Source organism: Streptomyces sp. NPDC057099 (assembly GCF_042671245.1).
Taxonomy (GTDB): Bacteria; Actinomycetota; Actinomycetes; order Streptomycetales; family Streptomycetaceae; genus Streptomyces; species Streptomyces purpurascens.
On the sequence record NZ_JBHUTX010000035.1, the window covers coordinates 56,517 to 78,945 of the forward strand.

Here is a 22,429-nt window from a genome sequence, read left to right on the forward strand (position 1 = left end):
GCTCCGGAGGGCATCACGTGAAGCACGACGTCTTACAGGTCCTCGGCGTGGCTCTCTTCGTCCTCGGGGGGCAGGGAGCGATCCGCCAGCTGGTCGACCACAGCAACGCCGGCCTGCTGGGCTGGCTGCCAGGCGGATTCGCGGCGAGCATCACCGTCCACCTCGTCGCCGTCGCCATCGGCGCGGTTGTTGCGGGCTCCTTGCCCCGCCGTCTCCGAGGCAGCGGATCCGCTCACACACGGTCGGAAACCTGCCCGACAAGATCCGACCACAGAGGTACGCCCAAGTAAGCCTGCAGAGCGATGAGTTGGAGGACGCCGAAGGTCTAGCGTCGGCTGTATGACCACCAGACGTCGCAGAGCCATGGCAGCCAGTCTGCTCACCCTCGCCCTTTCCGCCCCGCTCCTTGACACCGCACCCCCCGCCCTTGCCCAGAGCGTGCAGACCTCTGGCTCCCAGGTCCCGTACACGAGCGGGTTGGCGTTGCCACTTCCCACCGGTCCGTACACGGTGGGCCGCCGCGCCCTGCACTTGGTCGACAGGCACCGCACTGACCCGTGGGTGCCAAGGGCGGGGAACCGGGAGTTGATGGTGTCGGTGTCCTACCCCGCGCGTGGCACGAGCGGTTCACCGGCGGCATACATGACCGATGACGAGGCGCAGCTCCTGCTGGAGGCCCGAGGTCTCGGCGGCGTGGTGCCTGCCGCAACGGTTGCAGGGGCGCGTACGCACGCTCGGGAAGGTGTTCTCCCGGCGCCGGGGCGCTTCCCCCTGGTGTTGCTTTCTCCGGGATTCTCGATGCCGCGCACCACACTCACGTCGATCGCCGATGATCTCGCGAGTCGCGGCTACGTCGTTGCCTCCGTGGACCACGCATACGAATCCGTTGGCACGGCCTTTCCTGGAGGCCGAATGCTGACCTGTGCGGCCTGCGCGCAGGTCCACACACGCGAGGAGAATGCAGCCGTCGCGCGCGGCCGGGCCAAGGACATGTCCTTCGTGATCGACGAGCTGACGAAGCCCCGACGGGCCGGGGTGCTGTCCCGCGCGATCGATGCGAGCCGGATCGGAATCGCGGGACATTCGATCGGGGGCGCGGCCGCCGCGGCAACCATGGCCGCCGACCATCGCGTGCGCGCCGGAGTCGACCTGGACGGCAACTTCCAACTGCACCCTGCCGCCACGGGCCTCGGCCGACGCCCGTTCATGATGCTCGGTGCCGAGTCCACGCACAGCCCCGGCGGCAAGGAGACCGACTGGCCCGAGGCATGGCCGCACCTGAGCGGCTGGAAACGCTGGCTGACAGTGACCGGAGCCGGGCATTTCTCCTTCACGGACCTGCCCTATCTCGCCGGCCGGTTGGGCCTGCCCGATCCCACCGTGCCGCTCTCCGGGGAACGAGGGTGGGACATCACCCGCGACTATGTGACGGCCTTCTTCGACCTTCACCTGCGGGACGTACCACAGCCGATCCTCACCGGTCCGACTGCCGCGCACCCCGAGGTCGCATTCCAGCCGTGAGGCGGGAGAAGGAGGGGAGACCGGCGCGAGGTCTGCGGCGAGTTCGGCAGATGGAGGCGTGCGCCGGGTCTGTCACCTCCGATACCGCTGTGCTACTGCTGCGAAGGCGGCTTTGGGTTCCCATTCCATGTCGGGGTAAGTCTGCCCCTGGCGCCTTTCGAGGATTTTGACGATGCCCAGGCCGGCCCGGTCCAAGTCGTCCCTGGGGTCGCCGTCGGGGCGGTGCGGGTAGCCGGGCAAGGCGAACAGGAACACGAACGCGCTGTCCACGCCCTCGGTCTCGAAGATCTCCAGCAGTTCGCTCAAATACGCGGCCTGGCCGGCCTCGTCACGCTCGTATGTGCCGTTCAGCCGTACCGGGGCCCTGGTCTCCGGGTCGTACTCGACCACTTCCAGTACCCGCCCACCGCGGTCTCCCGCGCCGCGGTAGGCCGCGGTGCCGAACCCGGTGATGGCGAGCGGCTTCGGGCCTTGGGCCAGGGTGCGCACCGCGTCCCGGAACCGGTCGGCGACCTCGGCGGAGCGGATCAGCTCGAACGTCACGATGTCGAAGGGCGTCCAGTCGACCTGCTCGAACTGGATGGACGCGTAGGTGAGCTTGCCTTGGAAGCGCTCGCGGACCGTGGCCGCGGCATCGCGGAGGAATGCGTTGATCCGCACGCCGAGCTCGCGCATCGCTTCGGCGCGCCGCTCGGGTTGGCTCATCAACTGCTCGACCCGCTCCTCGGGGCTCTCCCCGGGCAGGAACCCGCGGTTCATCACGCTCAGCTCGACCCCTGCGACGAACACGACCGCGGCCCCCTGCTGCCGGAGCCGTTCCGCTCGCTCGGCGCAGTCGCGGAAGAGCGTGAGGATCTGCTCCGGATCCAACTCCAGCGGATAGGGCGAGAACCAGACCTCCAGGCCGAGTTCGGCGGCGGCACCGGCGGCCAGCTCCAGTCGGTCCGGGTCGCCGCCGATGAGCTGGATCGCGTTGCAGTGCAGGTCGTCACGGATGATGGCGAGCTCGCGCCGCACCACCGCGGGATCGAAGTGCTCGCGGGATATCCGGCCGTGCACGACGAATCCGGTGTCGTAGGTCATTCCTCTTGCTCGCATGGTGACGTCCTCTCCCTCGGTCGGGTCGAGGCTGACAGTAAAAGTGCGTGCGCGCAAGTTTGCGTGCACGCAGCCTTATGTGGAAGGCTGGCGTCATGACGGCACCAGGGCTGCGGGAGCGGAAGAAGCAGGCCACGCGCGAGGCGCTGCGCGCGGCGGCCCTGCGCCTGGCCGTGGAGCACGGACCGGACCAGGTGCGGGTCGAGGACATCGCCGAGGCGGCCGGGGTCTCGCCGCGCACCTACAACAACTACTTCGCCAGCCGCGAGCAGGCGATCGTCTCCGCCGTCACCGCGGACCGGGAGGCGCGGATCGCGGCGGCGGTCGCGGCCCGGCCCGAAGCTGTGCACCTGGCAGACGCCATCACTGAAGCAGTGGTCGAGCAGTACACGAACACCGGTGAGCGCGAACACGAGGCGCTGCTGCTGATCACCAACCGGACCGCGCTGCGTGACGCGTTCCTCGACGCCACCGCCGACATCGAGCCCCCTCTCGCGGCAGTGATTGCCGAACGCCTGGGTGATGCCGGAGCGCACACGGCCCGCGTTCTCGCGGCGAGCGTGGCCGCGGCGGTGCGCATCGCATTGGAAGGCTGGCTCCGGCCGGCCGGGAACGCAGGGGCCACCGGGAGTGTCGGTGCCGGAAGCCTGGTCGTGCCCTCCGGTCCACTGCCCGACCAACTCCGCACGGCGCTGGCCCCGCTCGCGCCCGCGTTCGACGCCGCAGAACGGCGCACCGTCCGTGAATCGACCCGACGGGGACACCCACTAGACCGACAGTAGATCCGGAACAAGCCGATGCACCCGGCCGTCGTCATCCTCTTCCTGGCGCGCGTGCAGGAGCGCGACCGGCGCTCATTGCGCCGTAGATGATGACGATCGGGTGGGGTGCGACCGCAGCGGTGAGGTCGGCACCCGGCTGCGCCGCAGCGCCTAGGGGGTCCCCGCGTCCGCGGTCGGTGCTGCCCCGTCGAGGCTCACCTCCGCCCAGGAGCGAAGCGCCGCGAGCGGCTCCGCGGCCGAACGTCCGAGCGGCGACAGCGAGTACTCGACACGGGCGGGGACTTCCGCGAACACCTCGCGCTCCACGAGCCCTGCGGTCTCGAGGCGGCGCAGGGTCGCGGTGAGTACCTTCGGGGTCACCCCGCCGAGACGCTGCTTCAGTTCGCCGAATCGCACGGGCCCGGACTCGAGCACTCCGATGGCGAGCGCGGACCATTTGTTGGCGACGACGTCCAGGAGCATCCGGCAAGGGCAGTCCGCCTGGTAGACATCATGGCTCTCGCGGAGTTCCGGGTTCGAAGCGGACACAACCTCAGCCTCCGATCGCACGTCGCCGATGGTATCCAACGGATACTTTACGCCCTTGCTGGTAACCACCGCCCTTGTCATAGCTTCGCCATGCGCCGTCGCGGGAGCCATCGGCGTATCGAGTACAGCAACGGAAACGGAGAATGACGTGGCCGGCAGGATGACCGCGCTCGTCGCGCGGGGCGGACGAGAGATCACTGACGCGGACGTGTTCGTCGAGCGGGAGGTACCGGTGCCCGAGCTTCGGGCGCGGGATCTCCTGGTACGGGTGCGGGCGGTGTCGGTCAACCCGGTCGACACGAAGATCCGCACGGGACTGGGTCGCGACGAGCCGAGGATCCTCGGCTACGACGTGGCCGGTACGGTCACGGCGACCGGGCCGGACGTCACACGGTTCGCCGTCGGTGACGAGGTCTTCTACGCCGGTGATGTCACCCGGAACGGCGGCAACTCCGCCTACCACGCCGTCGATGAGCGGGTGGTGGGGTCGAAACCGAAGTCACTGTCCTTCGCGGAGGCGGCCGCACTGCCGCTCACCACACTCACGGCCTGGGAAGTCCTCTTCGACCACTTCCGCCTCGGCGGTGACAGCACCGGCACACTGCTGGTCCTCGGCGGTGCGGGTGGAGTCGGCTCCATCGCGATCCAGCTCGCCAAGCGGCTCACCAATCTGGACGTTCTCGCGACGGCGTCGCGCGGCGAGTCCCGCGCATGGGCGCTCGGGCAAGGTGCCGACGGCGTCGTGGACCACCATCGCCTGGTGGACGAGGTCAGGTCCGCCGCGCCGGAGGGCGTGAACTACGTCCTGGCATCGCAGACCGCAGGCAACGTGGACGCCTTCGCCGAGATCGTCGCGCCGTTCGGTCACATCGCGGCGCTCGACGAGCCGCCGGGCCTGGACATCCTGCCGCTCAAGACGAAGTCGATCGCGTGGCACTGGGAGATGATGTTCACGCGATCCATGTTCGAGACGCCGGACATGGCGGAACAGGGAAAGATCCTCGACCGGGTCGGCGAACTCGTCGATGCGGGGACCTTGCGCACGACGCTGCACACCGCCATTCCCGGCATCGACGTGGACGGCCTGCGCCGAGCACACGAACTCGTGGCCTCCGGCAAGGCGATCGGCAAGGTCGTTCTGCACGACTGACGCTCCGCTTACTTACTTTTTTGGCAGTACGTTCATAAAAATTGCGTACTGGTGCGCTATGGAGCAACTGCCTAGTCTCGTAGTCGTCACACCATCCGTGACCGAGATAGGAGAGATTTCCTTGTCCACGAAGCTGTATGAGCCGATCACGATCCGCGGCACCGAATTCCGCAACCGGATAGCGATGTCCCCGATGTGCATGCACTCGGCCGACGCGGGCGGCCGCGTCTCCGATTTCCACTCGGTGCACTACGGCGCACGTGCCCTGGGTGGCGCCGGCCTGGTGATGCTGGAGACGACGGCGGTGCTGCCCAATGGTCAGATCGGCCCGGGCGACCTGGGAATCTGGGATGACGAGCACATCGAGGGACTGGCGCATGTCGCCGAGGTGATCCACGGCTTCGGAGCGAAGGCCGGCGCACAGCTCGGCCACGCCGGCCGGCAACTCGGCGTCGACTCCCTCACCCCGGTGGCTCCCTCGGCGATCCCCTTCGGCCCCGACTCGCGCGTGCCGGAGGCGCTGACGGTCGAGGGCATCAAGAATGTCGTAGAGGCCTTCCGTAAAGCCGCGGTCCGTGCGAAGTCGGCCGGATTCGACGTGATCGAGGTGCACACGGCCCACGGCTATCTGCTCAACGAATTCCTCTCGCCCCTCTCCAACCGGCGCACGGACGAATACGGCGGCACCCACGAGAACCGCTATCGGATCGTGCGCGAAGTCATCTACGCCGTGCGCGATGAATGGGACGGCCCGCTGTTCGTACGTATTTCCTCCACGGACTACGCCGAGGGCGGGAACACCCCGGAGGACTTCGTCGTCTTCGGTCGCTGGATGAAGGACCAGGGTGTCGACCTGATCGACGCCTCCTCGGGTGGCATCGCCCCGGTGAAGGTCGCTTCCTACCCGAACTACCAGGTTCCCGCTGCCGACCTGATCCGGCAGGAGGTCGGCATCAAGACCGGCGCGGTGGGCCTGATCGAGAGCGGTCGACAGGCCGAGGAGATCCTGCAGAACGGCCGCGCGGACATCGTCCTGATCGGCCGGGAGATGCTGAAGGATCCGTTCTGGGCCCGCACGGCCGCCGACGAACTGCGCACGCCGATCGAGCCGCCCCTGCAGTACACCCGCTACGGCTCGGCCTGGCAGCGTTCGCAGCCGCCCCGGCCTGCCGCGCCGTTGGCCGCGACCGCGTCCTGACCGTCGGCGGCATCACGAATCGGAAGTGCTGACCCATGCCGAGAACACGACCGTTCAACGATCTGCCAGGTTGCGCGATGGAGGCAACCGTCAAGATCATCGGAGGCAAGTGGAAAGGAGTCATCCTGTTCCACCTGCTCGACGGCACCAAGCGGTTCAACGAGCTGCAACGCCAGATGCGCGGCATCGCCCCGCGACCGCTGACCAGGCAGCTCCGCGAACTCGAGGAAGACGGTCTGGTGGAGCGCACCGTCTACCCGGTCGTGCCTCCACGGGTCGAGTACTCCCTGACCGAGGAGGCACGGTCGCTGGAACCGCTGCTGCTCGGCCTGAACGAGTGGGGCGAGCAGTGGCTGTCCCGGCGCGGTATCACCCTGCCGACGACCGGAGCCGATGACCAGTGAGCCCGGTATCTCCGCGTCGATGTCGCGGGCGGCGCTGACGCGGTGCACCTGCCGAGTACAACGACACGACGGCAGCAGCCAACCTGGCTTACTTCGGTGGCCACCGTCCCACCAGCAGAACCGCCGGTGTCGCCTCGAGGGGCCCTGGCGCGGCGACCGGGAGGCGGGGGCCCCGGCCGTAGCCGAGGCACGCTGCCGATCTGCTCCAGGCTGGGGCCGACGCCGTCGTTCCCGCCCTGGAGGCGGCCGCAGTCGGCGCACTCGCCGGTCATCTGACCGGCGCCGACGCTGTCGTCATTGCTGCGGGCGCCGGGCCTGGCAGCGGATCGGCCTCGAAGGAGACCGTCGACCGGGACGCAGCAGTCCTTCTCCCGCTGCTCGACGAACCCCGGCCCGACGGCCGGACCGTCGAAGTCACCGGCGGCGCCCCCCGCTCCGGGACGCCATCGCCGCACTCGTCGCCAGCCGAACACCACCCAGGGTCGCGCTCCCGCGCGGCCGGCGGCGCGGGCCTGGTGATGGCCGAAGCCACCGGCATCCGCCCTGACGGGCGCATCAGCCCCTGGGACCTGGGCCTGTGGAACGACCGCCAGCAGGAGGCATTCACGCGGATCACCCAGGCCATCAAGAGCCACGGTGCCGTCCCGGCCATCCAGCTCGCCCACGCCGGCCGCAAGGCATCCGTCGACAAGCCCTGGCTCTCCGACCGGTACCTACCCGAGAGGGAGGGCGGCTGGCAGAGCGTCGCCCCGAGCCCGGTCGCATACGACGGCCTGCCCGCGCCCCGCACGAGCTGACCGTGGAGGAGATCCGGCAGCTCGTCCGTGACTTCGCGGCCTCCGCCGAGCGTGCCCTGGCCGCGGGCTTCGAGATCGCCGAGGTCCACGGCGCCCACGGCTACCTCATCAACTCCTTCCTCTCCCCGGTCTCCAACCACCGCACCGACGCCTACGGCGGCAGCTTCGAGAACCGGATCCGCTTCGCCCTGGAGGTCGTCGACGCCGTCCGGGTCGTGTGGCCCGAGGACCTGCCGGTCTTCTTCCGCACCTCCGCCACCGACTGGCTGACCGAGAACCCCGAGGACGAGCGCGAGGGCTGGACCGGAGAGGACACCGTCCGCCTCGCCAAGGAACTGACGGCCCACGGGGTCGACCTCCTCGACGTGTCCACCGGCGGCATGGTCCGCGACGCGACGATCACCGCCGGCCCGAACTACCAGGTGCCCTTCGCCGCCCAGGCCCGCGACGAGGCCGCAATCCCCACAGCCGCTGTCGGCATCATCACCGAGCCGCAGCAGGCCGAGGACATCGTCGCCTCGGGGCAGGCCGACGCGGTCTTCCTCGGCCGTGAACTCCTGCGCAACCCGTACTGGCCCCAGCACGCCGCCCTCGCCCTCGGCGTCGAACCGGCCTGGCCGGACCAGTACGCCTACGTGGTCAAGCGCCGTACCCGCTGACACCCGTCGCCGCCCACACCGGCTGGGCCGTCAATTCCCCGACCCGCCAGGACTGGTGACCCCGGCCTGTCCAGACGCGAGTAGAGCGAACTCGACGCACACGACTGCGGCTTGATGTCTCCTACGCCAGACAGTCGAGATATCGCACACTGGTCGAAGAGTTGATGTGAGCATGTCTAGATCCCGATGAGGAGGGCGCCCGGTGGAAGGATGTAAGTTCACGCGACGCACGGTGCTGGCTGCGGCGGCCGGGGGGATCGCAGCCCTTGGTTCCGGGGCGTTCAGCGGCACCGCCCATGCGGCGACGGGATCGGGAGAGCTGGCCGCTGGCCCGCCGGCCGGGACGGTGCGGGCGTTCTGGCTCAGGCCTTCGGATGTGGCGAACGACTCGCGGTACCCCAACGGCATCACGGGCGTGATGCGGGAGTCACAGCGCTTCTACCGCCAGGAACTCGGCGTGACGTTCAAACTGAACAACCCGGTGGTGGAGGTGGTCCAGGGCAACCACGGCAGGGCCTGGTACGAGAACACGCCGAACGGCGGCGAAGCGTACTGGTGGGTGGTCTTCAACATGCAGCAGGAGCTGATGGCCAGGTTCGGTCTCAGATCCCCGGACCCGCGCTGGCTGTGCGTCGGGGAGGTCAGCGCCGAAAAGGCGGGTGTCTCCGGGGGCGGCGGAGGTAGCGGCTGGGTGATCCTCAGCGGCCACGACGCCGACGGTGCCGCCGGGACCAACGGCGCGATGAACCGGTGGTACGGCGGCATGGTGCACGAGTTGGGCCACGCCTTGGGGCTGCCCGACTCCACGCACACCGACGGCACACCGATGTCCGGCTCGTTCTACGACTACCCGAACTGCCACTTCAATCAGCAGCAGAAGAACAGGATCCGGAGCGGCCCCTACGGCAGCTTCCTGTCCTGAGCTACCGGGTGCCCGCCTGGGGCGACCGGCATGCAGGCAACCCGCCGGCCCTCGCCGACAGAGGGCCGTTCAGGCGGCAGCCGACCCGCAGGACGTCGTCCTCGTCACCACGGGACGGGTGGGCTGGAGGTGCGGCTCTGTACGCGGAAGAACGTGGAGCGGTCGCAGGATCTGTTCCGGGCGAGTTACGCGGCGGCGTGACGGCTTGATGGCTCTTCGGCCGTGCGTGCTTCGTGGCTGGTCTGTGGTCGTCAACCAGTTGTTACAGCCGGCCCCCTCGACGGCCAACGGCGACCACTGTCCCGTCAACGTCCGCAACGGCGTTGCGCCGACGGGGCGGGCGGATCAACGGCCGACTCCCGCCACGATCATCCAGAGACCGAAGGCCGACGGCAGCAACCTGGACTGGCATCTTGTCGACCCCTGACCCGACGCCACGCAGGGCCGTGCCGTACGGCGGCGCGCCCCCTCCGGTGTCAACGGCCCCGCCACCTGCTCCACCGGGACGCCGGTGAACGCTACGAGGGCTCGCCCTCCCCGCGCCACGGCCGTGCCAGCGAGCCGAGGGCAACACCCGCCGCCGCCATGGCGATCAGCATGATGAGGGCCATCGGCAGGGAGCTGTCCTCCCCGAACAGGCCGACCAAGGGGAAGGCCAGAGCGCCGCAGAGGAACTGCAGGCCGCCCAGCACGGCGGAGGCCGCGCCTGGCGCCCCACGGCCGAGGGTCTGGCCGATGCTCATGACCGCCGGGAAGACGAGGCCGATTCCGCCGACGGTGACGAACAGCGTGGCCCAGGTACCCCCCAGGGTCTCGCCGATGGTGACCACGAGGAGCACCTGGGCCAAGGCGCCGAGCGCCGCCACGCAGACGCCCGCCATGAGCAGCGTGTTCAGTCGTACACCCCGCTGGACCAACCGGGAGAAGACCGAGCCGCTGATGAGCATGCCGACCGCGTTGGTGGCGAAGATCAGCGAGTACATCGTCGAGGAGACCCCGTGCAGATTCTCGAGGACGAAGCTGGAGCCACTGATGTAGGTGAACAGCGCGGCCGAGACGAGGGAGAGGACGAGGACGTAGCCCATGAACGCCCGGCGGGCGAGGAGTGCGCCCATGGCCCGGAAGGTGCTCATGCTTCTACATGTGGTCGGTACGCACGGACGTCCAGCCTCACAGGGGCTACCGTCCCATCTGGGAGTACCGGAACGCCCACCTCGACGGATTCGAACGCTTCATGGCCGACCGCGCACTCGTCGAGCGGTTCCGTCAACAGCTCACGCTCTACGTCGGAGAGGTGACGGGCGCGCCCTCCCCGGGGTGGCTGGGCCTGCACCCGGGGCGCTGAACGGTAGGCGATGTCGAGCACCGGGTCTCGGGCGGGCGACCCGTGCCGATGGGCCTGCCCCCATGGGGGCAGATCGAGTTCGGCTTCGGCGCCTGGAAGCCGCCGATCTCGTGCTCGAGCAGTTCGGCCAGCCGAAGTGGGGTGCGGTCCTCGAACATCGGGCCGATGAGCTGCACTCCCACCGGCAGGCCCTCGGGGGACCGGCCCGCGGGTATGGCGGTGGCGGGCAGGCCGGGCATGGTGGCCACACCGGCCCAGACGAGCTGGTCGAAGTACGGGAACTCGACGCCGTCGATGTCGATCCGGCGTTCCAGCGGATTGGGGTTGTGGTCGTGCGGGAACGCGGGAGTGGGCGTGATGGGACACACCACGGCGTCGAACTCCGCGAAGAGCTGCCGCCAGCCATGGCGGTGGAGCTCGCGACGGTTGTTCACCTCCATCCAGTCACGGTGGCTGAACACCATGGCGCGCAGCCGCGCCGCGTCGAGACTCTGGTCGTCTGCGCTCAGTCCGGCGGCGCGCGTCCGCAACTGCTCGTAGGAGTCGACGGGAAAACGCGCAACGGAGCTCGAGAACAGCAACTGCGTGTAGAGCGTCGCGGCTTCGGTCAGATCGGGCAGCAGCGGACTGTGCCGTTCCACGCGGGCGCCGCCTTCGACAAGGGCGTCGGCCACCCGGTTCACGCCCGCCCGCACAGCGGACCCGGTCGGAATGAGCGGATGCTCGTCGACGACCAGGACCCGGAAGTCGCGGAGCCGCTCATGGCGCGCGGGCGGCAGCGTCAAGTCGTGCGCCACACCGAGCGTCAGCGGGTCCGGTCCGGCCATGACGTCGAGCAGGAGCGTGAGGTCGCGGGCACTGCGCGCCATCGGACCGACGACGGCGAGGTCGAGGTCGACCGGCAATGGCGGGGTCAGCGGCGCGACCATACCGCGGGTTGCCGCCAGTCCGAGTGTCGGCTTGTGCGCGTAGATGCCGCAGAAATGCGCGGGGGTGCGCAGCGAACCGGCGAGGTCGGAACCGATGGACAGCGCGCAGAATCCGGACGCCAGGGCCGCCGCTGATCCGCCGGAGGATCCGCCCGGCGTGCGATCGTGATCCCACGGATTGTTGGTGGTGCCGTGGATCTCGTTGAAGCTCTGGATGTCTTGCAGCCCCAAGGGCACATTGGTCTTGCCGAGCACCACCGCGCCCGCGGCCTTGAGCCGCGACACCTGTACCGCGTCCTCGGCCGGCACATGGTCCCGGTACTGCGGCATGCCCCAAGTCGTGGGCATGCCAGCGATGTTGTAGGACTCTTTGACCGTCACCGGAATGCCGAGCAGCGGTCTGTCCTCACCGTGGGCGCGCGCCTGGTCGGCGCGGCGCGCGGCGGCCCGTGCCCGGTCGAAGTCCGGCACACAGATCGCGTTGATCGCCTTGTCGTCCCGCTCGATACGGGCGATCGCCTCGTCGGTCAGTTCTGCCGAGGACACTTCACCGGCACGCAAGGCAGCCGTGGCTTTCTCGGCCGTCGGGAAAATCTGCTCCATGAATTCGGACCGTATCGGCCCCTGGACGAGGGCAGAAAATGCCGTTTCGCACAACCGGTTGGATGTCCCCATACTCATGATGCGGCTCTCCGGCCACAGGGGAATTTTCCCTCTGCGAACCCGACGACGTCGCTCGTCAACGGCCACGATCACGCTGTGACCTCGGCGTAGGTCGTGCCAACCTGCGGCAAGACTCCCGCGGGGCGCATCTGGCGATACACCTGGTGATGGCGCGTTCGAGTAGCTCCCGGGCCATGCCGTCCGGGGGAGCGCCCCGGTCACGGCTGGTGTTTCGTGCGGGCGGCTGAGGCCTGCCGGGTGTCCGCGCCGGAGCTGACGTGCCGGTGGGTCTCCTGGGGGCCGTGCCAGTCCAGGCACATCACGGTGGCATCGTCTTCGAGCCGGCCGCCGGCCGCATCCCGGACTGCGGACGTCAGTGCCAGTGCTGTCTCCCGCGGGTGCAGATCCCGGGTGTGTTCCAGCAGGGCGGGCAGGTCGACCTGCTCCCCATGGCGTTCGAGCATGCCGTCGGTGAACATGAGCAGTCGATCACCGGGGCGCAGATCCAGGTCCTGAGCGCGGTAGGGGCGGGGCACGAGCACGGACAGCCCGAAGGGGTGGTCCACTTTGCAGGTGATCACCTCCACAGACCCCTCGCGCAGACGCCAGGGCCAGGGGTGACCGGCGTTGACGAGCTGGGCCTGCCCGGTGTGGAGATTGATCCGCAGCAGCTGCCCGGTGGCATGACCACGGCTGTGGTCGATCAGCGCCTGGTCGGCCCGGTGGGCCTGCTCGGTCAGGCCGACTCCCGCGCGCCGCGCGCCGCGCAGGGCGCCCACCAGGACCGTGGCGGCCAGGGCCGCATCGATGTCGTGGCCCATGGGGTCGGTCACCGACACGTGCAGGGTGTCGCGGTCCAGGCTGTAGTCGAAGGTGTCGCCGCTGAGGTCTTCGGAGGGCTCCAGGCTGCCGCTCAGCGTGAACTGCGCGGCCTCGCACGACAGTGACGGGGGCAGCAGCTGGTACTGGATCTCCGCTGCCAGGGTGGGGGGCCTGGAGCGTTTGCCCCAGGTGTAGAGGTCGGTGAAGCGCCCGTTGGCGATCACGATGTAGGCCAGGATGTGGGCGGCCTCCCCGACCGCGGCAAGGACGTCCTCGCCGGGGTCGGCCGGCAGGAGCAGTTCCAGCAGCCCGATCGCATCCCCCCGGTTGGTCACCGGCATGATCACCCGCTGCCCCTGGCCGGTCGCCTCCTGGTACAGACGCTGGGTACGGATCACCTGCTCGTAGACGCTGCCGGCCAAGGGGATCCGCTCCGCCTCCCGCCCACCCCCCGCAGGGACGGTGGACAGTCGCGCCACCGCCTTCCCCGTCAGGTCCACGATGAGGAAAGAGACCTTCGTGGCCTTGAAACGCCGCCGCAGGTCCTCCGCGACCACGTCGACGGCGTCCACCGGCGCCGCCGTCTCCGCTGCCGTCAGCAGCCAAGGAAGTCCGCTCTGCCCACCACTCACGACCGGGGCCCCTTCCACCAGCCCCGCCTACCAGCCTGGGAAGCGCCGCGCGGAGCGTCAATCCGTGAACAGTCACGGTAAGTGAAGAGGGTCAGGTAAAGCGCTCACGGAATGTCGACGAGCCCGTGTCTCCTGGGGCCGCCGCCATAACGGTGACCTGGTGTGGCGCCAGTGCCGGGCATGAAGCCGATCAGCGAAGCGCACGGGGCGCAGCCGGGCTTGGCCGTCGTCGACGTCGGCATGCGACGACCAAGCTGCGCTCGCCGTCCAAGACTGCTCGCCGGGCGGTGGGCGACCGCGCCCGCGGACGGTACGCCCCGGGTGCCCGGCGAGCCCGGCGTACGGCTGCGCTGCTACCTGGACGTGCGCCAGAAGCTCGGCTCGTAGAGGGTCGGGAGAAGGCGCAGCCTCGGTGAAGCCTGATCCATTGGTCTTCCATCGGTCGACAGCAAGGCTGATCAGCTGTGCCATTGGCACAGTCAACGGCGCGACAGTTGAGCCAATGGGCCCGGGGTGCTTATCTATGTCGTATCCATGTACTTGCGGCGCCGCGTAGCGCCGGACGGCGACGAGGCCGGGTCCGGACCGCGGTGCCTTCGTCCTGCCTGCTCGTTGTCCGCCACCCTGGACGACCGTGGGGAGGGCGCGTACCACCGCAAGGGGGGCGGCGCACCGCCGTGAAGAGGATGTTCGTGGCTCCGGACCCGGGGCGCTTGAGGCTGCGGAACGCGACCCGGGCTGTCATCGGTATCGCCGCCGCCGTCGCCGTTTCCGAACTCTGCGGGCTGTCGCTCACCGCGTCGATCACCGCGGGGCTCGCGGCATTGCTCGCCCTCTTCACGGTCACCGATGCGACCGTGCGTGACCAGCGGATCACCACCGCCCTGCTTCCCGTCGTGGGATTCCCCGTGCTGGCGCTCGCCACCACACTGCACGGCATCACCCCGGCCCGTGACGCCGCGTTCCTGGCCGTCGTCTTCTGCGGGGTCTACGCCCGCCGCTGGGGCCCGCGGGGTCACGCGCTCGGGATCTTCGCGTTCATGAGCTTCTTCATCACACAGTTCCTGCACGCGGTTCCCGCTCAGCTGCCCGAGCTGTACACCGCCGTGGGCCTGGCCCTCTTCACGGCCGGCGCCACGCGCTTCGTGCTCTGGCCCATCGAGCGTCACACCCCGCCCGCGGCGGCCCCGCCGGCCCTGCCCGGCAGCGGTTTGGCGCGGCCCACCACCCGGCAGGCCTTCCAGGTCACCGCCGCTTCGGCTCTCGCCCTTCTGGTCGGGCAGCTGCTCTCCGAAGAGCGCTGGTACTGGGCCGTCGGCACTGTCTGGTGGATCTTCGTCAACACGGCTTCGCGCGGCGAGACCCTGGTCCGCGGCTTCCGCCGGGTCGTCGGAACCGTGATCGGCATCGCCGTCGGCCTGCTGGTCGCCATCCCGCTGCAAGGCGCGCTCGCGCCGACGGCCGCCCTGGTCGCGGTCTGCGTCTTCGGCATCTTCTACACCGCCGCAGTCTCGTATTCGTGGATGATGCTGGCGGTGACGGTCATGGTCAGCTTGCTCTACGGCCTGCTGGGCGTGCTGGACCCCAGCCTGCTCGAGCTCCGTCTCGCGGAGACCGGTGTGGGCGCGCTGTGTGCCGCGCTGGCCGTGGCCCTGGTCCTGCCGGTCACCACGCACGCCACGAACGATGCCTGGATCCAGCGGGCACTGCTCTGCGTCCACGCGGCCACGGTCGAGACGGCCCGCCGGATGGCGGGCGCCGCGGACGCCGACCCGGCCCCGCGGGTGGCCGAGCTGGAGCAGCTGCTCGCCCGGGTACGGCTCTCGGTCGCGCCGCTGGTGCACCCACTGAACCCGATGCTGGGCCGCAAGCGGCGGGCCCGCCACGTGCTCGCCCTCCTCGACGACTGCGCCCGGGAGGTCCGCGGCCTGGTCGCCGTCGCCGCCGACCCGGAGGCCTCCCACGACGCCCGCCTGGCCACCGCCGCCCGGCGCGTGGAAGCCGCGGTCCAGGCGCTCACCGAGGGCGGCGAGGTCCTGGTCCAGACGGACGGAGCGTCCGCGACGGAACCGGTCCTGGCGCACCTGCACGGCCTGGAACGGGCCCTCGCGGAGCTGGCCCGGCCGCTGCGGACGCCGTCGGGCTCCCCGCTGGTGGGTGCCTGAGCGACGGGTCGGCGCCGAGCTGCGAGCCGCCACACCCCCTTGACCCTTTGGTCTAGACCGCGCATGATCGACCGCGCGGTCATTCCGGACGGCTCAGGGACGAAAGGGCACAGCGATGGCGGACGGCAGCAGGCGGCGGGCGTTCATCGGGTCGTTCACGGCGGCAGGCGGCCCCGGGATCGTCACGGCGGAGATCGATGCCGACAGCGGCGCGCTGACCTTCCTGAGCAGCGTGAACGCCGTCCCCGATCCGGCCTGCCTCGCCCTCTCGTCCGACGGGGAGACCCTCTACGCGGTCAGCGAGACGGCCGCGGGCGCGGTGGCCGCGTACCGCGTGACCGGGGACAAGCCCGAGCCGGCCGGACCGCCCGTGCCGCTCGACGCCGGCGGGCCGACCCACCTGAGCCTGTACGCCGGACACGTCCTGACCGCCGACTACGGCTCGGGCAGTGTCACCGCCGTCCCCCTCCGCTCCGACGGCACTCTCGCGCGGTCCGCCTCCGGCGTGCTCCGGCACACCGGCGCAGGCCCGCACACCCCGCGCCAGCAGAGGCCGCACGCCCACCAGGTGCAGCCCGACCCCAGCGGGCGCTGGGCCGTCAGCGTCGACCTGGGAACCGACTCGGTGCGGGTGTGCACGCTGATCGACGGCACCCCCGCCCTGCACCGGGAGATCGCCCTGCGGCCCGGCTCGGGGCCGCGTCACCTGGCCTTCCATCCGGACGGCTCGTACGCGTACGTCGTCAACGAACTCAGCCCGTCCGTCACGGTCTGCCGCTGGGACGCGGCGGAAGGCGTGCTGACACCGCTGACCGAGACCCCGGTCCTGCCGGGCGCACCGGCACGCGACGCCTACCCCTCGGGGATCGTCACCTCACCCGACGGCCGCTTCGTATGGACCGCCACCCGCGGTGAGGACGTCCTGTCCGTGTTCGCCGTCGTGGGGGAGGAGCTGTACCTGCTCACCACGGTCCCCTGCGGCGGCCACTGGCCACGCGCCCTGACCGCGTCCGAAGGCCTCCTGTACGTGGCCAACGAACGCTCCGGTGATGTGACCTGGTTCACCGCAGACCCGCGCACGGGCATCCCGAGGCGAGAGGGGGCTATCAGGGTGGCGGCGGCATCATGCGTGGTCATCGGCTGACCCCAGAGGGGCGCGGGAAGCTGCGCGACAAGCCACAGCGCACCCGCGCCCGACCGACATCCCCCAGGGCGCGTCAGCGAACCGGCGTCTGCTGAACCTGCTGCGGCGTGATGCCCAACGCCGTCGTGTACTTCGCCAATGCCAGCTTCCCGATCGCCGGGTACGGCCCGAGCGACTCCGCGGCGGAGCATCCCGCTTCCTTGGCCGCCTCCTCGACCAGACCCGGCTCGATCTCCGGGCCGATCAGATACGGCGCGAGGGCCAGCTGCTGCGAGCCCGAGGAGCGGAGCTGCTCGGCGACGGAGGCGATGGAGCCCTCCTGGTCCAGAGCCGCCGCCATCACCGGCACCGCCAGGCGCGCGGCCAGCAGCATGCCGGTGATCCCGGCGGCCTGCACGGCCTCGTCACCGCCCACGGAGGCCAGGACGATGCCGTCGGCGGCGGTCGCCACGGTGAACAGACGCGCACGGTCCGCGCGGGCCAGACCGGCCTCGGAGAGCCGTACGTGCAGCGCCTCGGCGAGCAGCGGGTGCGGACCGAGGACATCGGTCAGCTCCGCGGCGATGTGGCTCTCCATGACGGCCTGGCGGATCCGGCGCAGCAGCGCGCTGTCCGGGCCGGCGAGCAGCGGCACGACGACGGCGACGGGCCCGTCGGGCTCCCTGACGTCCATGCCGGCGGCACGCGCCTGCTCGAAGCGGGCGGTGCGCTCCTCGGCGGCGTGCGCGAGCACGGCCTGGAGTGTGAAGAACTCCGCGTTGTCCCCTTCGAGGTACCCGATGCGGGCGTCGAGGCCGGGCAGCTCGGAGCGGGCGATGCTCACGACCTCCTCGGCGAGGCTGCGCGTGGCGCTACTGGGCGTGCCCGGCACGGCGAGGACGAGCGCGGGCGCGCCCTCGGGAGCCACCAGCGGCTCGGGGCGGCGGTGCCGTCCCGGCTGGCGGGGTCGCGGCATTCGTACTGGCAGGCCGGACTCGGGTCCAGTGGGGGAACTCATGGCGCCGCATGTTACTGGTTTCCTGGGCTCTCCTGTTCGGGGAGGGTGCAGGTGAGCGGTATACGTCCGGTTTTGTCTGATGAGTTACGTACGGATTGAGTTACGTACGGATCATGCGGGTCGGATTATTCACCCGACTTATTCACCCGACCGGGTCGTCACGGACAGCATCGTCTCGTCACCCGGCAGTGTGAGGGACCCGGTGCTCAGCTCGGCCGCCAGGCGCACGGAGCCGTGCAACGGGTCGCCCTCGGCCGGCACCCGCCGCGCGTGCGGGAGGCGCTGTGCGAGTTCCTCGTCCACCGGCCCGAGGAGCGGGTCGCCCAGCTTGAAGAGGCCGCCGGTGACGGCGACGCGGGGCTCGCCGCCGGAGGGGCACACGGCTGCCGCGGAGTCGGCCATGTGCCGCGCTGCCTGGCGCAGGATGTCCGCCGCGACGGGGTCCCCCTCCGCGCTGGCGGCCACCCGGGGTGCGAAGGAGGCGAGGACGGCGGGCCGGTCCGGCCGCGGGTACAACCGGCCGGGTAGCCCGGCCATGGGCCCGAACAGTTCCTCGGCGCTCGCCAGCAACCGGGCCGAGCCGCCCTCGCGTCCGTCATGGGCGCGCAGCGCGGCCTCCAGACCGGCCCGCCCGATCCAGGCACCGCCTCCGCAGTCGCCGAGCAGATGCCCCCAGCCGTCAGCGCGATGCCAGCGGGTCAGGTCGGTGCCGATCGCGATCAGACCCGTACCGCCGGCGATCACGGCGCCGGGACGTGGCCCGAGGGCGCCCACGTACGCGGTCACGGCGTCGGCGGCCAGTGCGACCCTCCGTACGCCCAGCTCCCGGGTCAGGGCATCCGGCAGTTCTGCGCGCAGCGCGTCACCCAGGGAGGCGAGCCCGGCGGCGCCGACGGCGACGGCGGTCAGCCGTACCGGCCCGGCCTCCGCGGTCAACGCACGCGCCAAGGGCATGAGCAGCGCCATGAAGTGTGCGGGGTCGATGCCCCGGTCGCCCGTGCGGACCGGCTCCGCCGACTCCCGCCGGGCCAGCGGCCCGCGCGCGGCGGTTCCCACCACCGCCCTGAGTCCGGACCCCCCGGAGTCCACGGCGAGGAACCCGGAGTCTTCCGACGCCCCGGTCACGGTCACTGGACGCAACGGGATCCCCCTCCTTCTCGGAAGGAGAGTAGCCCCGGGGTCGGCGTCCGAGGGCGGCGTCCGAGGGTGAGGGCTTCCGCGTTTGTGCGGGGACCGGTTGTGTGCCAGTAGGGTGACGCGCTGTGGCACCACGACCCTTGCATGAACTTGTCGAAGCAGGCTGGGCGAAGGCTCTGGAACCTGTGTCCGAACGTATCGCCGCGATGGGGGACTTCCTGCGGGCCGAGATAGCGGCCGGCCGGACCTACCTCCCGGCCGGGGCGAATGTCCTGCGGGCCTTCCAGCAGCCGTTCGACGACGTCCGCGTCCTCATCGTCGGTCAGGATCCCTATCCCACGCCGGGGATGGCCATCGGGCTGAGCTTCGCGGTGGCGCCCGAGGTGCGTTCGCTGCCGGGCAGTCTGGAGAACATCTTCCGGGAGCTGAACACGGACCTGGGCCTGCCCCGGCCGTCCAACGGTGATCTGACGCCGTGGTCGGAGCAGGGGGTGCTGCTGCTCAACAGGGCGCTCACCACCGCCCCGCGCAAGCCCGGCGCCCACCGGGGCCAGGGCTGGGAAGAGGTCACCGAGCAGGCCATCCGGGCCCTGGTGGGGCGCGGCAAGCCGCTGGTGTCGATCCTGTGGGGCCGGGACGCCCGCAATCTGCGGCCGCTGCTCGGAGATCTGCCGGCGATCGAATCCGCCCATCCCTCACCGATGTCGGCGGACCGCGGCTTCTTCGGATCGCGCCCGTTCAGCCGGGCCAACGACCTGCTGGCGCGCCAGGGGAGCGCGCCGGTGGAGTGGCGCCTGCCGTAGCCCGTCCGGGGTGTTGTCGCATGTCACGGCGCACACAGGACATTCAAGAGCGCCCACATATGTGTTCACATCGGCCTGTCACACTTCGGTGGTACGTAAAACTACTTCCGGAACGGACACTTGATCATCAGTGACATTCCTCCGCCGCATGGCCCGGGGCGCATCATGACGCGCAGATGGTCGCTCATCACCACGATCGCCGTACTGGCCGTCGCCCTGGCCTTCGTCGTCACCCAACTGGTGCGCGGTCAGGAATCCGGGGAGTCCGGGGAACAACAGGCCTCGAAGGGGACGAGCGCCTCGAAGGGCACGAGCGCCGAGTCGCTGCGCGGTGCCGGGTGGTGGCCCCTCCACCGGTCCGGCACCGCGAAGGCCGGTGAGCACGACGCCGTCGTCAGCGGCGACGTGGAGTGGACCGACGACGGTCCCGAGGGCGGCGCCCTGCGGCTGGACGGCAAGGGCTACGTGGACGCCGACTCCCCGGTCGACACCACCGTGGCGGACTACTCGGTCGCCGCACGCGTGCGGCTCACCTCGGCGGAAGGCTTCCAGACCGCCGTCTCCCAGGACGGCTACGGGATCAGCACGTTCTTCCTCCAGTACTCCGGCCAGGACGAGAACTTCGCATTCAGCTTCCCCGGCGCCCGTACCGTCGCGGAGAAGGCCGAGCGGCCGCAGGCCGACCGCTGGTACCACCTCACCGGCACGTACAGCCAGAAGGGTCACCGCCTGCGGGTCTACGTGGACGGCAGACTCGCGGGAAGCAGAGAGGCCTCCAGCAAGGAGACGCCCACCGGCGACATCGTGATCGGACGCGGCAAGCTCGGGGGGAACGCGGCCGACCACTGGAAGGGCGACATCTCCGACGTGCACGTCTACGACCGGGAACTGACGCCCGGTGAGGTGGCCTCGCTTTCCGCCCGCGAACCGGACTGACACCCGCGCACCGCACTGACGCGCCCCGGCCGCCGGAACGACGGCGGTACCGGGGCGCGTTCACCGTCGCCACCCCCACAGGCGACAGGAGAGGAAAAGGCCTTTGTCGGCCAGCACTTCCACCGAGACCTCGACCGAAGACCGAAACACCCGTCCCCCCACCGAGGAACTCCTCCCCGAGGAGTTCCTCAGAGCCTTCTACCGGTTCCACGGCCGCGCGTTGCTGCAGTTCGCCGCACGGCGTCTGCAGGGCGACTGGCACCGTGCCGAGGATGTCCTCCAGGAGGTCGCGATCCGCGCCTGGCGCCACGCCGGGGAGCTGGACCCGACCACGGACGCGGCGCGGCCGTGGCTGTTCACCGTGCTGCGCAACCTCGTCATCGACGATCTCCGGGCCCGCCAGGCCAGACCGGCGGAGAACGGCGACCCGGAACTCGCCCACCCGCAGGTGTCCGACGACGTGGACCACATGCTCACCTCCCAGGTGCTCCTGGAGGCGATGTGGGACCTGCGGCCGCCGCAGCGCGAGGTTCTGATGCACGTGCACTACCTGGGGCGCAGCGTCAACCAGACGGCCCGGGTCCTCGGCGTGCCGCCGGGCACGGTCAAGTCGCGGACGTTCTACGCCTCCCGCGCCCTGCGGGAGGCGCTGTACAGCCGAGGGCTGTACACGGACGGCCGCTACCGCGACGCCGGGTGAGCCTCGGCGAGACGCCCCGCGTGCCGGGTGATCTCCAGGCCGAGCGGGCCGGTGTCGAGCGATCCGCCCGCGCCGGCCCGCCAGCGCCACCCCGAGGGCGCGTCGCCGAGCACCAGCAGCGCGTCCCCGCGCCGCAGGCCGTCCAACGCGCCCTCCCGTCGCGGGAGCTGTGAGGCGTCCACGACGAACAGGTGCGGCGCCTCGCCCTGGACGGCGATCCGGCTGCTGCCCTCGATCAGCCGGAAGATCTGGGTGACGTCGGGCGATCCGGACTCCGGCTGTGCCGGGCCCGCCGAGGCCGCCACGGCGAACGCCTCCTCCAGGCTGGCCGCGGTGTGCAGACGCGAGGCCTGCGGCACGTCGTCGGCGACGAGTCCCTCGCCGGCCACGGATCCCACCAGGGTGACCTCGGCGAGAGCCCCCACCGGGCCGGAGAGCGCCTCGGTGACGACGGCCCGCGCCAGACTGCGCACCTCCTCGTCGGGTCCCGCCACGGAGACGGGCCCCGACGCCCGGGAGAGGTCGACCAGCACCCGGTCGGAGCCGTCCAGCCCCACCGTCACCGTCAGCGCGTACGGCAGGGCCGGTTCGCCCTCCGGGCCGGGGCGGTGCAGGGCGTCGGCCGTGACCGTCCAGCGTTCGCCGTCCGCCTCGGCGGTCCAGGGCGCCGGGGCGTCCTCCTCCGCGCCGGCCAGCAGCAGTCCGAGCCGCTCCTCGGAGTAGACGACGGCGTACATGTCGGGCAGCGACCGGCCCGAGCGCAGGCACTCGCCCGTCAGCCGGCGCAGGCCCGCGTCGACCACGTCCAGGGCCTCCCGCCCCTCGACGGCGGCCGGGGGGGCGACGGGCTTCGGCGGGCGCGGCTGTCGCTCGGTGACGACCAGCGCGGCCACCGCTCCGATCAGCGCCAGCCCCAGCACCACGGCCAGGACGTACCAGATCATCTTCTGACTCCTTGTCGGGACCCCGGCGGCGGAGCCGGGACGGTCGAAAGCGGGGGAGGGGGCGGCACAGCGGCGGAGTCGCGTAGCCGAGCACCCGAAGGCGTCTACGGGGCCCGCCCGCAGACGGTTCACGCACCCCTCCGTGAACCTGTC

At 70.6% G+C, this 22,429-nt stretch carries 21 protein-coding genes and 3 pseudogenes; 15 read left to right on the forward strand and 9 right to left on the reverse strand.

What is annotated here, in order from left to right:
- Nucleotides 1-32: 32 nt before the first annotated feature.
- Nucleotides 33-236 carry a hypothetical protein gene (locus tag ACFT4A_RS30935; RefSeq protein WP_382836513.1) on the reverse strand — a complete coding sequence of 68 codons (204 nt, stop codon included), beginning with the start codon at nt 234-236 and terminating at the stop codon, nt 33-35.
- A 103-nt stretch (nt 237-339) separates the two neighbouring features.
- Between ACFT4A_RS30935 and ACFT4A_RS30940 the strand changes: the two genes are divergently transcribed.
- Nucleotides 340-1,521 carry an alpha/beta hydrolase family protein gene (locus ACFT4A_RS30940; protein WP_382836516.1) on the forward strand — a complete coding sequence of 394 codons (1,182 nt, stop codon included), beginning with the start codon at nt 340-342 and terminating at the stop codon, nt 1,519-1,521.
- Nucleotides 1,522-1,593: 72 nt separating this feature from the next.
- Here the strand turns inward: ACFT4A_RS30940 and ACFT4A_RS30945 are convergent, their stop codons facing one another.
- Complete coding sequence (locus ACFT4A_RS30945; RefSeq protein ID WP_382836565.1) at nt 1,594-2,604, reverse strand: hypothetical protein; 1,011 nt, start codon at nt 2,602-2,604, stop codon at nt 1,594-1,596.
- A gap of 110 nt (nt 2,605-2,714) precedes the next feature.
- Here ACFT4A_RS30945 and ACFT4A_RS30950 point away from each other — a divergent pair, with 110 nt between their 5' ends.
- Nucleotides 2,715-3,401: a TetR/AcrR family transcriptional regulator gene (locus tag ACFT4A_RS30950; protein WP_382836519.1), complete on the forward strand. Its 687-nt coding sequence runs from the start codon at nt 2,715-2,717 to the stop codon at nt 3,399-3,401.
- A gap of 150 nt (nt 3,402-3,551) precedes the next feature.
- Here ACFT4A_RS30950 and ACFT4A_RS30955 read toward each other — a convergent pair whose 3' ends face one another.
- Nucleotides 3,552-3,929 carry a winged helix-turn-helix transcriptional regulator gene (locus ACFT4A_RS30955; RefSeq protein ID WP_382836522.1) on the reverse strand — a complete coding sequence of 126 codons (378 nt, stop codon included), beginning with the start codon at nt 3,927-3,929 and terminating at the stop codon, nt 3,552-3,554.
- 148 nt (nt 3,930-4,077) lie between these two features.
- Here ACFT4A_RS30955 and ACFT4A_RS30960 point away from each other — a divergent pair, with 148 nt between their 5' ends.
- The 6 genes and pseudogenes from ACFT4A_RS30960 to ACFT4A_RS30985 all read left to right on the forward strand — a co-directional run.
- Nucleotides 4,078-5,079, forward strand: coding sequence for a zinc-binding alcohol dehydrogenase family protein (locus ACFT4A_RS30960; RefSeq protein ID WP_382836524.1), 1,002 nt, complete (start codon nt 4,078-4,080; stop codon nt 5,077-5,079).
- A gap of 121 nt (nt 5,080-5,200) precedes the next feature.
- Nucleotides 5,201-6,277 (forward strand): NADPH dehydrogenase NamA, encoded by a 1,077-nt coding sequence (namA, locus tag ACFT4A_RS30965; protein WP_382836526.1) that lies wholly within the window; start codon nt 5,201-5,203, stop codon nt 6,275-6,277.
- 77 nt (nt 6,278-6,354) lie between these two features.
- Nucleotides 6,355-6,681, forward strand: coding sequence for a winged helix-turn-helix transcriptional regulator (locus tag ACFT4A_RS30970; protein WP_382836528.1), 327 nt, complete (start codon nt 6,355-6,357; stop codon nt 6,679-6,681).
- A gap of 485 nt (nt 6,682-7,166) precedes the next feature.
- Nucleotides 7,167-8,137: pseudogene (locus ACFT4A_RS30975) on the forward strand (NADH:flavin oxidoreductase/NADH oxidase); the annotation flags it as partial.
- A 202-nt stretch (nt 8,138-8,339) separates the two neighbouring features.
- On the forward strand, nt 8,340-9,059 hold the full coding sequence (locus tag ACFT4A_RS30980; protein WP_382836531.1) for a hypothetical protein: 720 nt from the start codon (nt 8,340-8,342) through the stop codon (nt 9,057-9,059).
- Between the two features lie 105 nt (nt 9,060-9,164).
- A pseudogene (locus ACFT4A_RS30985) lies at nt 9,165-9,260 on the forward strand (transporter); the annotation flags it as partial.
- Between the two features lie 317 nt (nt 9,261-9,577).
- On the opposite strand, the gene ACFT4A_RS30990 reads toward ACFT4A_RS30985, so the two are convergent.
- Complete coding sequence (locus tag ACFT4A_RS30990) at nt 9,578-10,192, reverse strand: hypothetical protein (RefSeq protein ID WP_382836573.1); 615 nt, start codon at nt 10,190-10,192, stop codon at nt 9,578-9,580.
- A gap of 2 nt (nt 10,193-10,194) precedes the next feature.
- Between ACFT4A_RS30990 and ACFT4A_RS30995 the strand changes: the two are divergent.
- Nucleotides 10,195-10,404, forward strand: a pseudogene (locus ACFT4A_RS30995) (ABC transporter substrate-binding protein); the annotation flags it as partial.
- Here the strand turns inward: ACFT4A_RS30995 and ACFT4A_RS31000 are convergent.
- On the reverse strand, nt 10,341-11,936 hold the full coding sequence (locus ACFT4A_RS31000; protein ID WP_382836533.1) for an amidase: 1,596 nt from the start codon (nt 11,934-11,936) through the stop codon (nt 10,341-10,343). The pseudogene ACFT4A_RS30995 and the gene ACFT4A_RS31000 overlap by 64 nt on opposite strands.
- 278 nt (nt 11,937-12,214) lie before the next feature.
- A complete protein-coding gene (locus ACFT4A_RS31005; RefSeq protein WP_382836536.1) occupies nt 12,215-13,450 on the reverse strand; it encodes a PP2C family protein-serine/threonine phosphatase in 1,236 nt (411 codons plus the stop codon).
- A gap of 180 nt (nt 13,451-13,630) precedes the next feature.
- Between ACFT4A_RS31005 and ACFT4A_RS31010 the strand changes: the two genes are divergently transcribed.
- From ACFT4A_RS31010 to ACFT4A_RS31020, 3 genes are all read left to right on the forward strand, one after another.
- Nucleotides 13,631-13,837, forward strand: a complete 207-nt coding sequence (locus ACFT4A_RS31010) for a DUF6207 family protein (RefSeq protein ID WP_382836539.1) — start codon at nt 13,631-13,633, stop codon at nt 13,835-13,837.
- A 299-nt stretch (nt 13,838-14,136) separates the two neighbouring features.
- A complete protein-coding gene (locus ACFT4A_RS31015; RefSeq protein WP_382836568.1) occupies nt 14,137-15,615 on the forward strand; it encodes an FUSC family protein in 1,479 nt (492 codons plus the stop codon).
- Between the two features lie 115 nt (nt 15,616-15,730).
- On the forward strand, nt 15,731-16,759 hold the full coding sequence (locus ACFT4A_RS31020) for a lactonase family protein (RefSeq protein WP_382836542.1): 1,029 nt from the start codon (nt 15,731-15,733) through the stop codon (nt 16,757-16,759).
- Between the two features lie 73 nt (nt 16,760-16,832).
- Here ACFT4A_RS31020 and ACFT4A_RS31025 read toward each other — a convergent pair whose 3' ends face one another.
- Both ACFT4A_RS31025 and ACFT4A_RS31030 read right to left on the reverse strand, forming a co-directional pair.
- The gene (locus ACFT4A_RS31025) at nt 16,833-17,756 is read right to left on the reverse strand and encodes a sirohydrochlorin chelatase (protein WP_382836544.1); all 924 of its coding nucleotides are present in this window, start codon (nt 17,754-17,756) and stop codon (nt 16,833-16,835) included.
- 138 nt (nt 17,757-17,894) lie between these two features.
- Nucleotides 17,895-18,896, reverse strand: coding sequence for an N-acetylglucosamine kinase (locus ACFT4A_RS31030; protein ID WP_382836547.1), 1,002 nt, complete (start codon nt 18,894-18,896; stop codon nt 17,895-17,897).
- Between the two features lie 122 nt (nt 18,897-19,018).
- Here ACFT4A_RS31030 and ACFT4A_RS31035 point away from each other — a divergent pair, with 122 nt between their 5' ends.
- The 3 genes from ACFT4A_RS31035 (at nt 19,019) to ACFT4A_RS31045 (ending at nt 21,332) form a co-directional block, all read left to right on the forward strand.
- The gene (locus ACFT4A_RS31035; RefSeq protein WP_382836549.1) at nt 19,019-19,696 is read left to right on the forward strand and encodes a uracil-DNA glycosylase; all 678 of its coding nucleotides are present in this window, start codon (nt 19,019-19,021) and stop codon (nt 19,694-19,696) included.
- A 165-nt stretch (nt 19,697-19,861) separates the two neighbouring features.
- Nucleotides 19,862-20,632 carry a LamG domain-containing protein gene (locus ACFT4A_RS31040; RefSeq protein WP_382836552.1) on the forward strand — a complete coding sequence of 257 codons (771 nt, stop codon included), beginning with the start codon at nt 19,862-19,864 and terminating at the stop codon, nt 20,630-20,632.
- Between the two features lie 103 nt (nt 20,633-20,735).
- Nucleotides 20,736-21,332 carry a sigma-70 family RNA polymerase sigma factor gene (locus ACFT4A_RS31045; RefSeq protein ID WP_382836554.1) on the forward strand — a complete coding sequence of 199 codons (597 nt, stop codon included), beginning with the start codon at nt 20,736-20,738 and terminating at the stop codon, nt 21,330-21,332.
- Here ACFT4A_RS31045 and ACFT4A_RS31050 read toward each other — a convergent pair.
- A complete protein-coding gene (locus ACFT4A_RS31050) occupies nt 21,314-22,276 on the reverse strand; it encodes a hypothetical protein (protein ID WP_382836557.1) in 963 nt (320 codons plus the stop codon). The two genes, ACFT4A_RS31045 and ACFT4A_RS31050, sit on opposite strands and share 19 nt — an antisense overlap.
- Nucleotides 22,277-22,429: the final 153 nt, after the last annotated feature.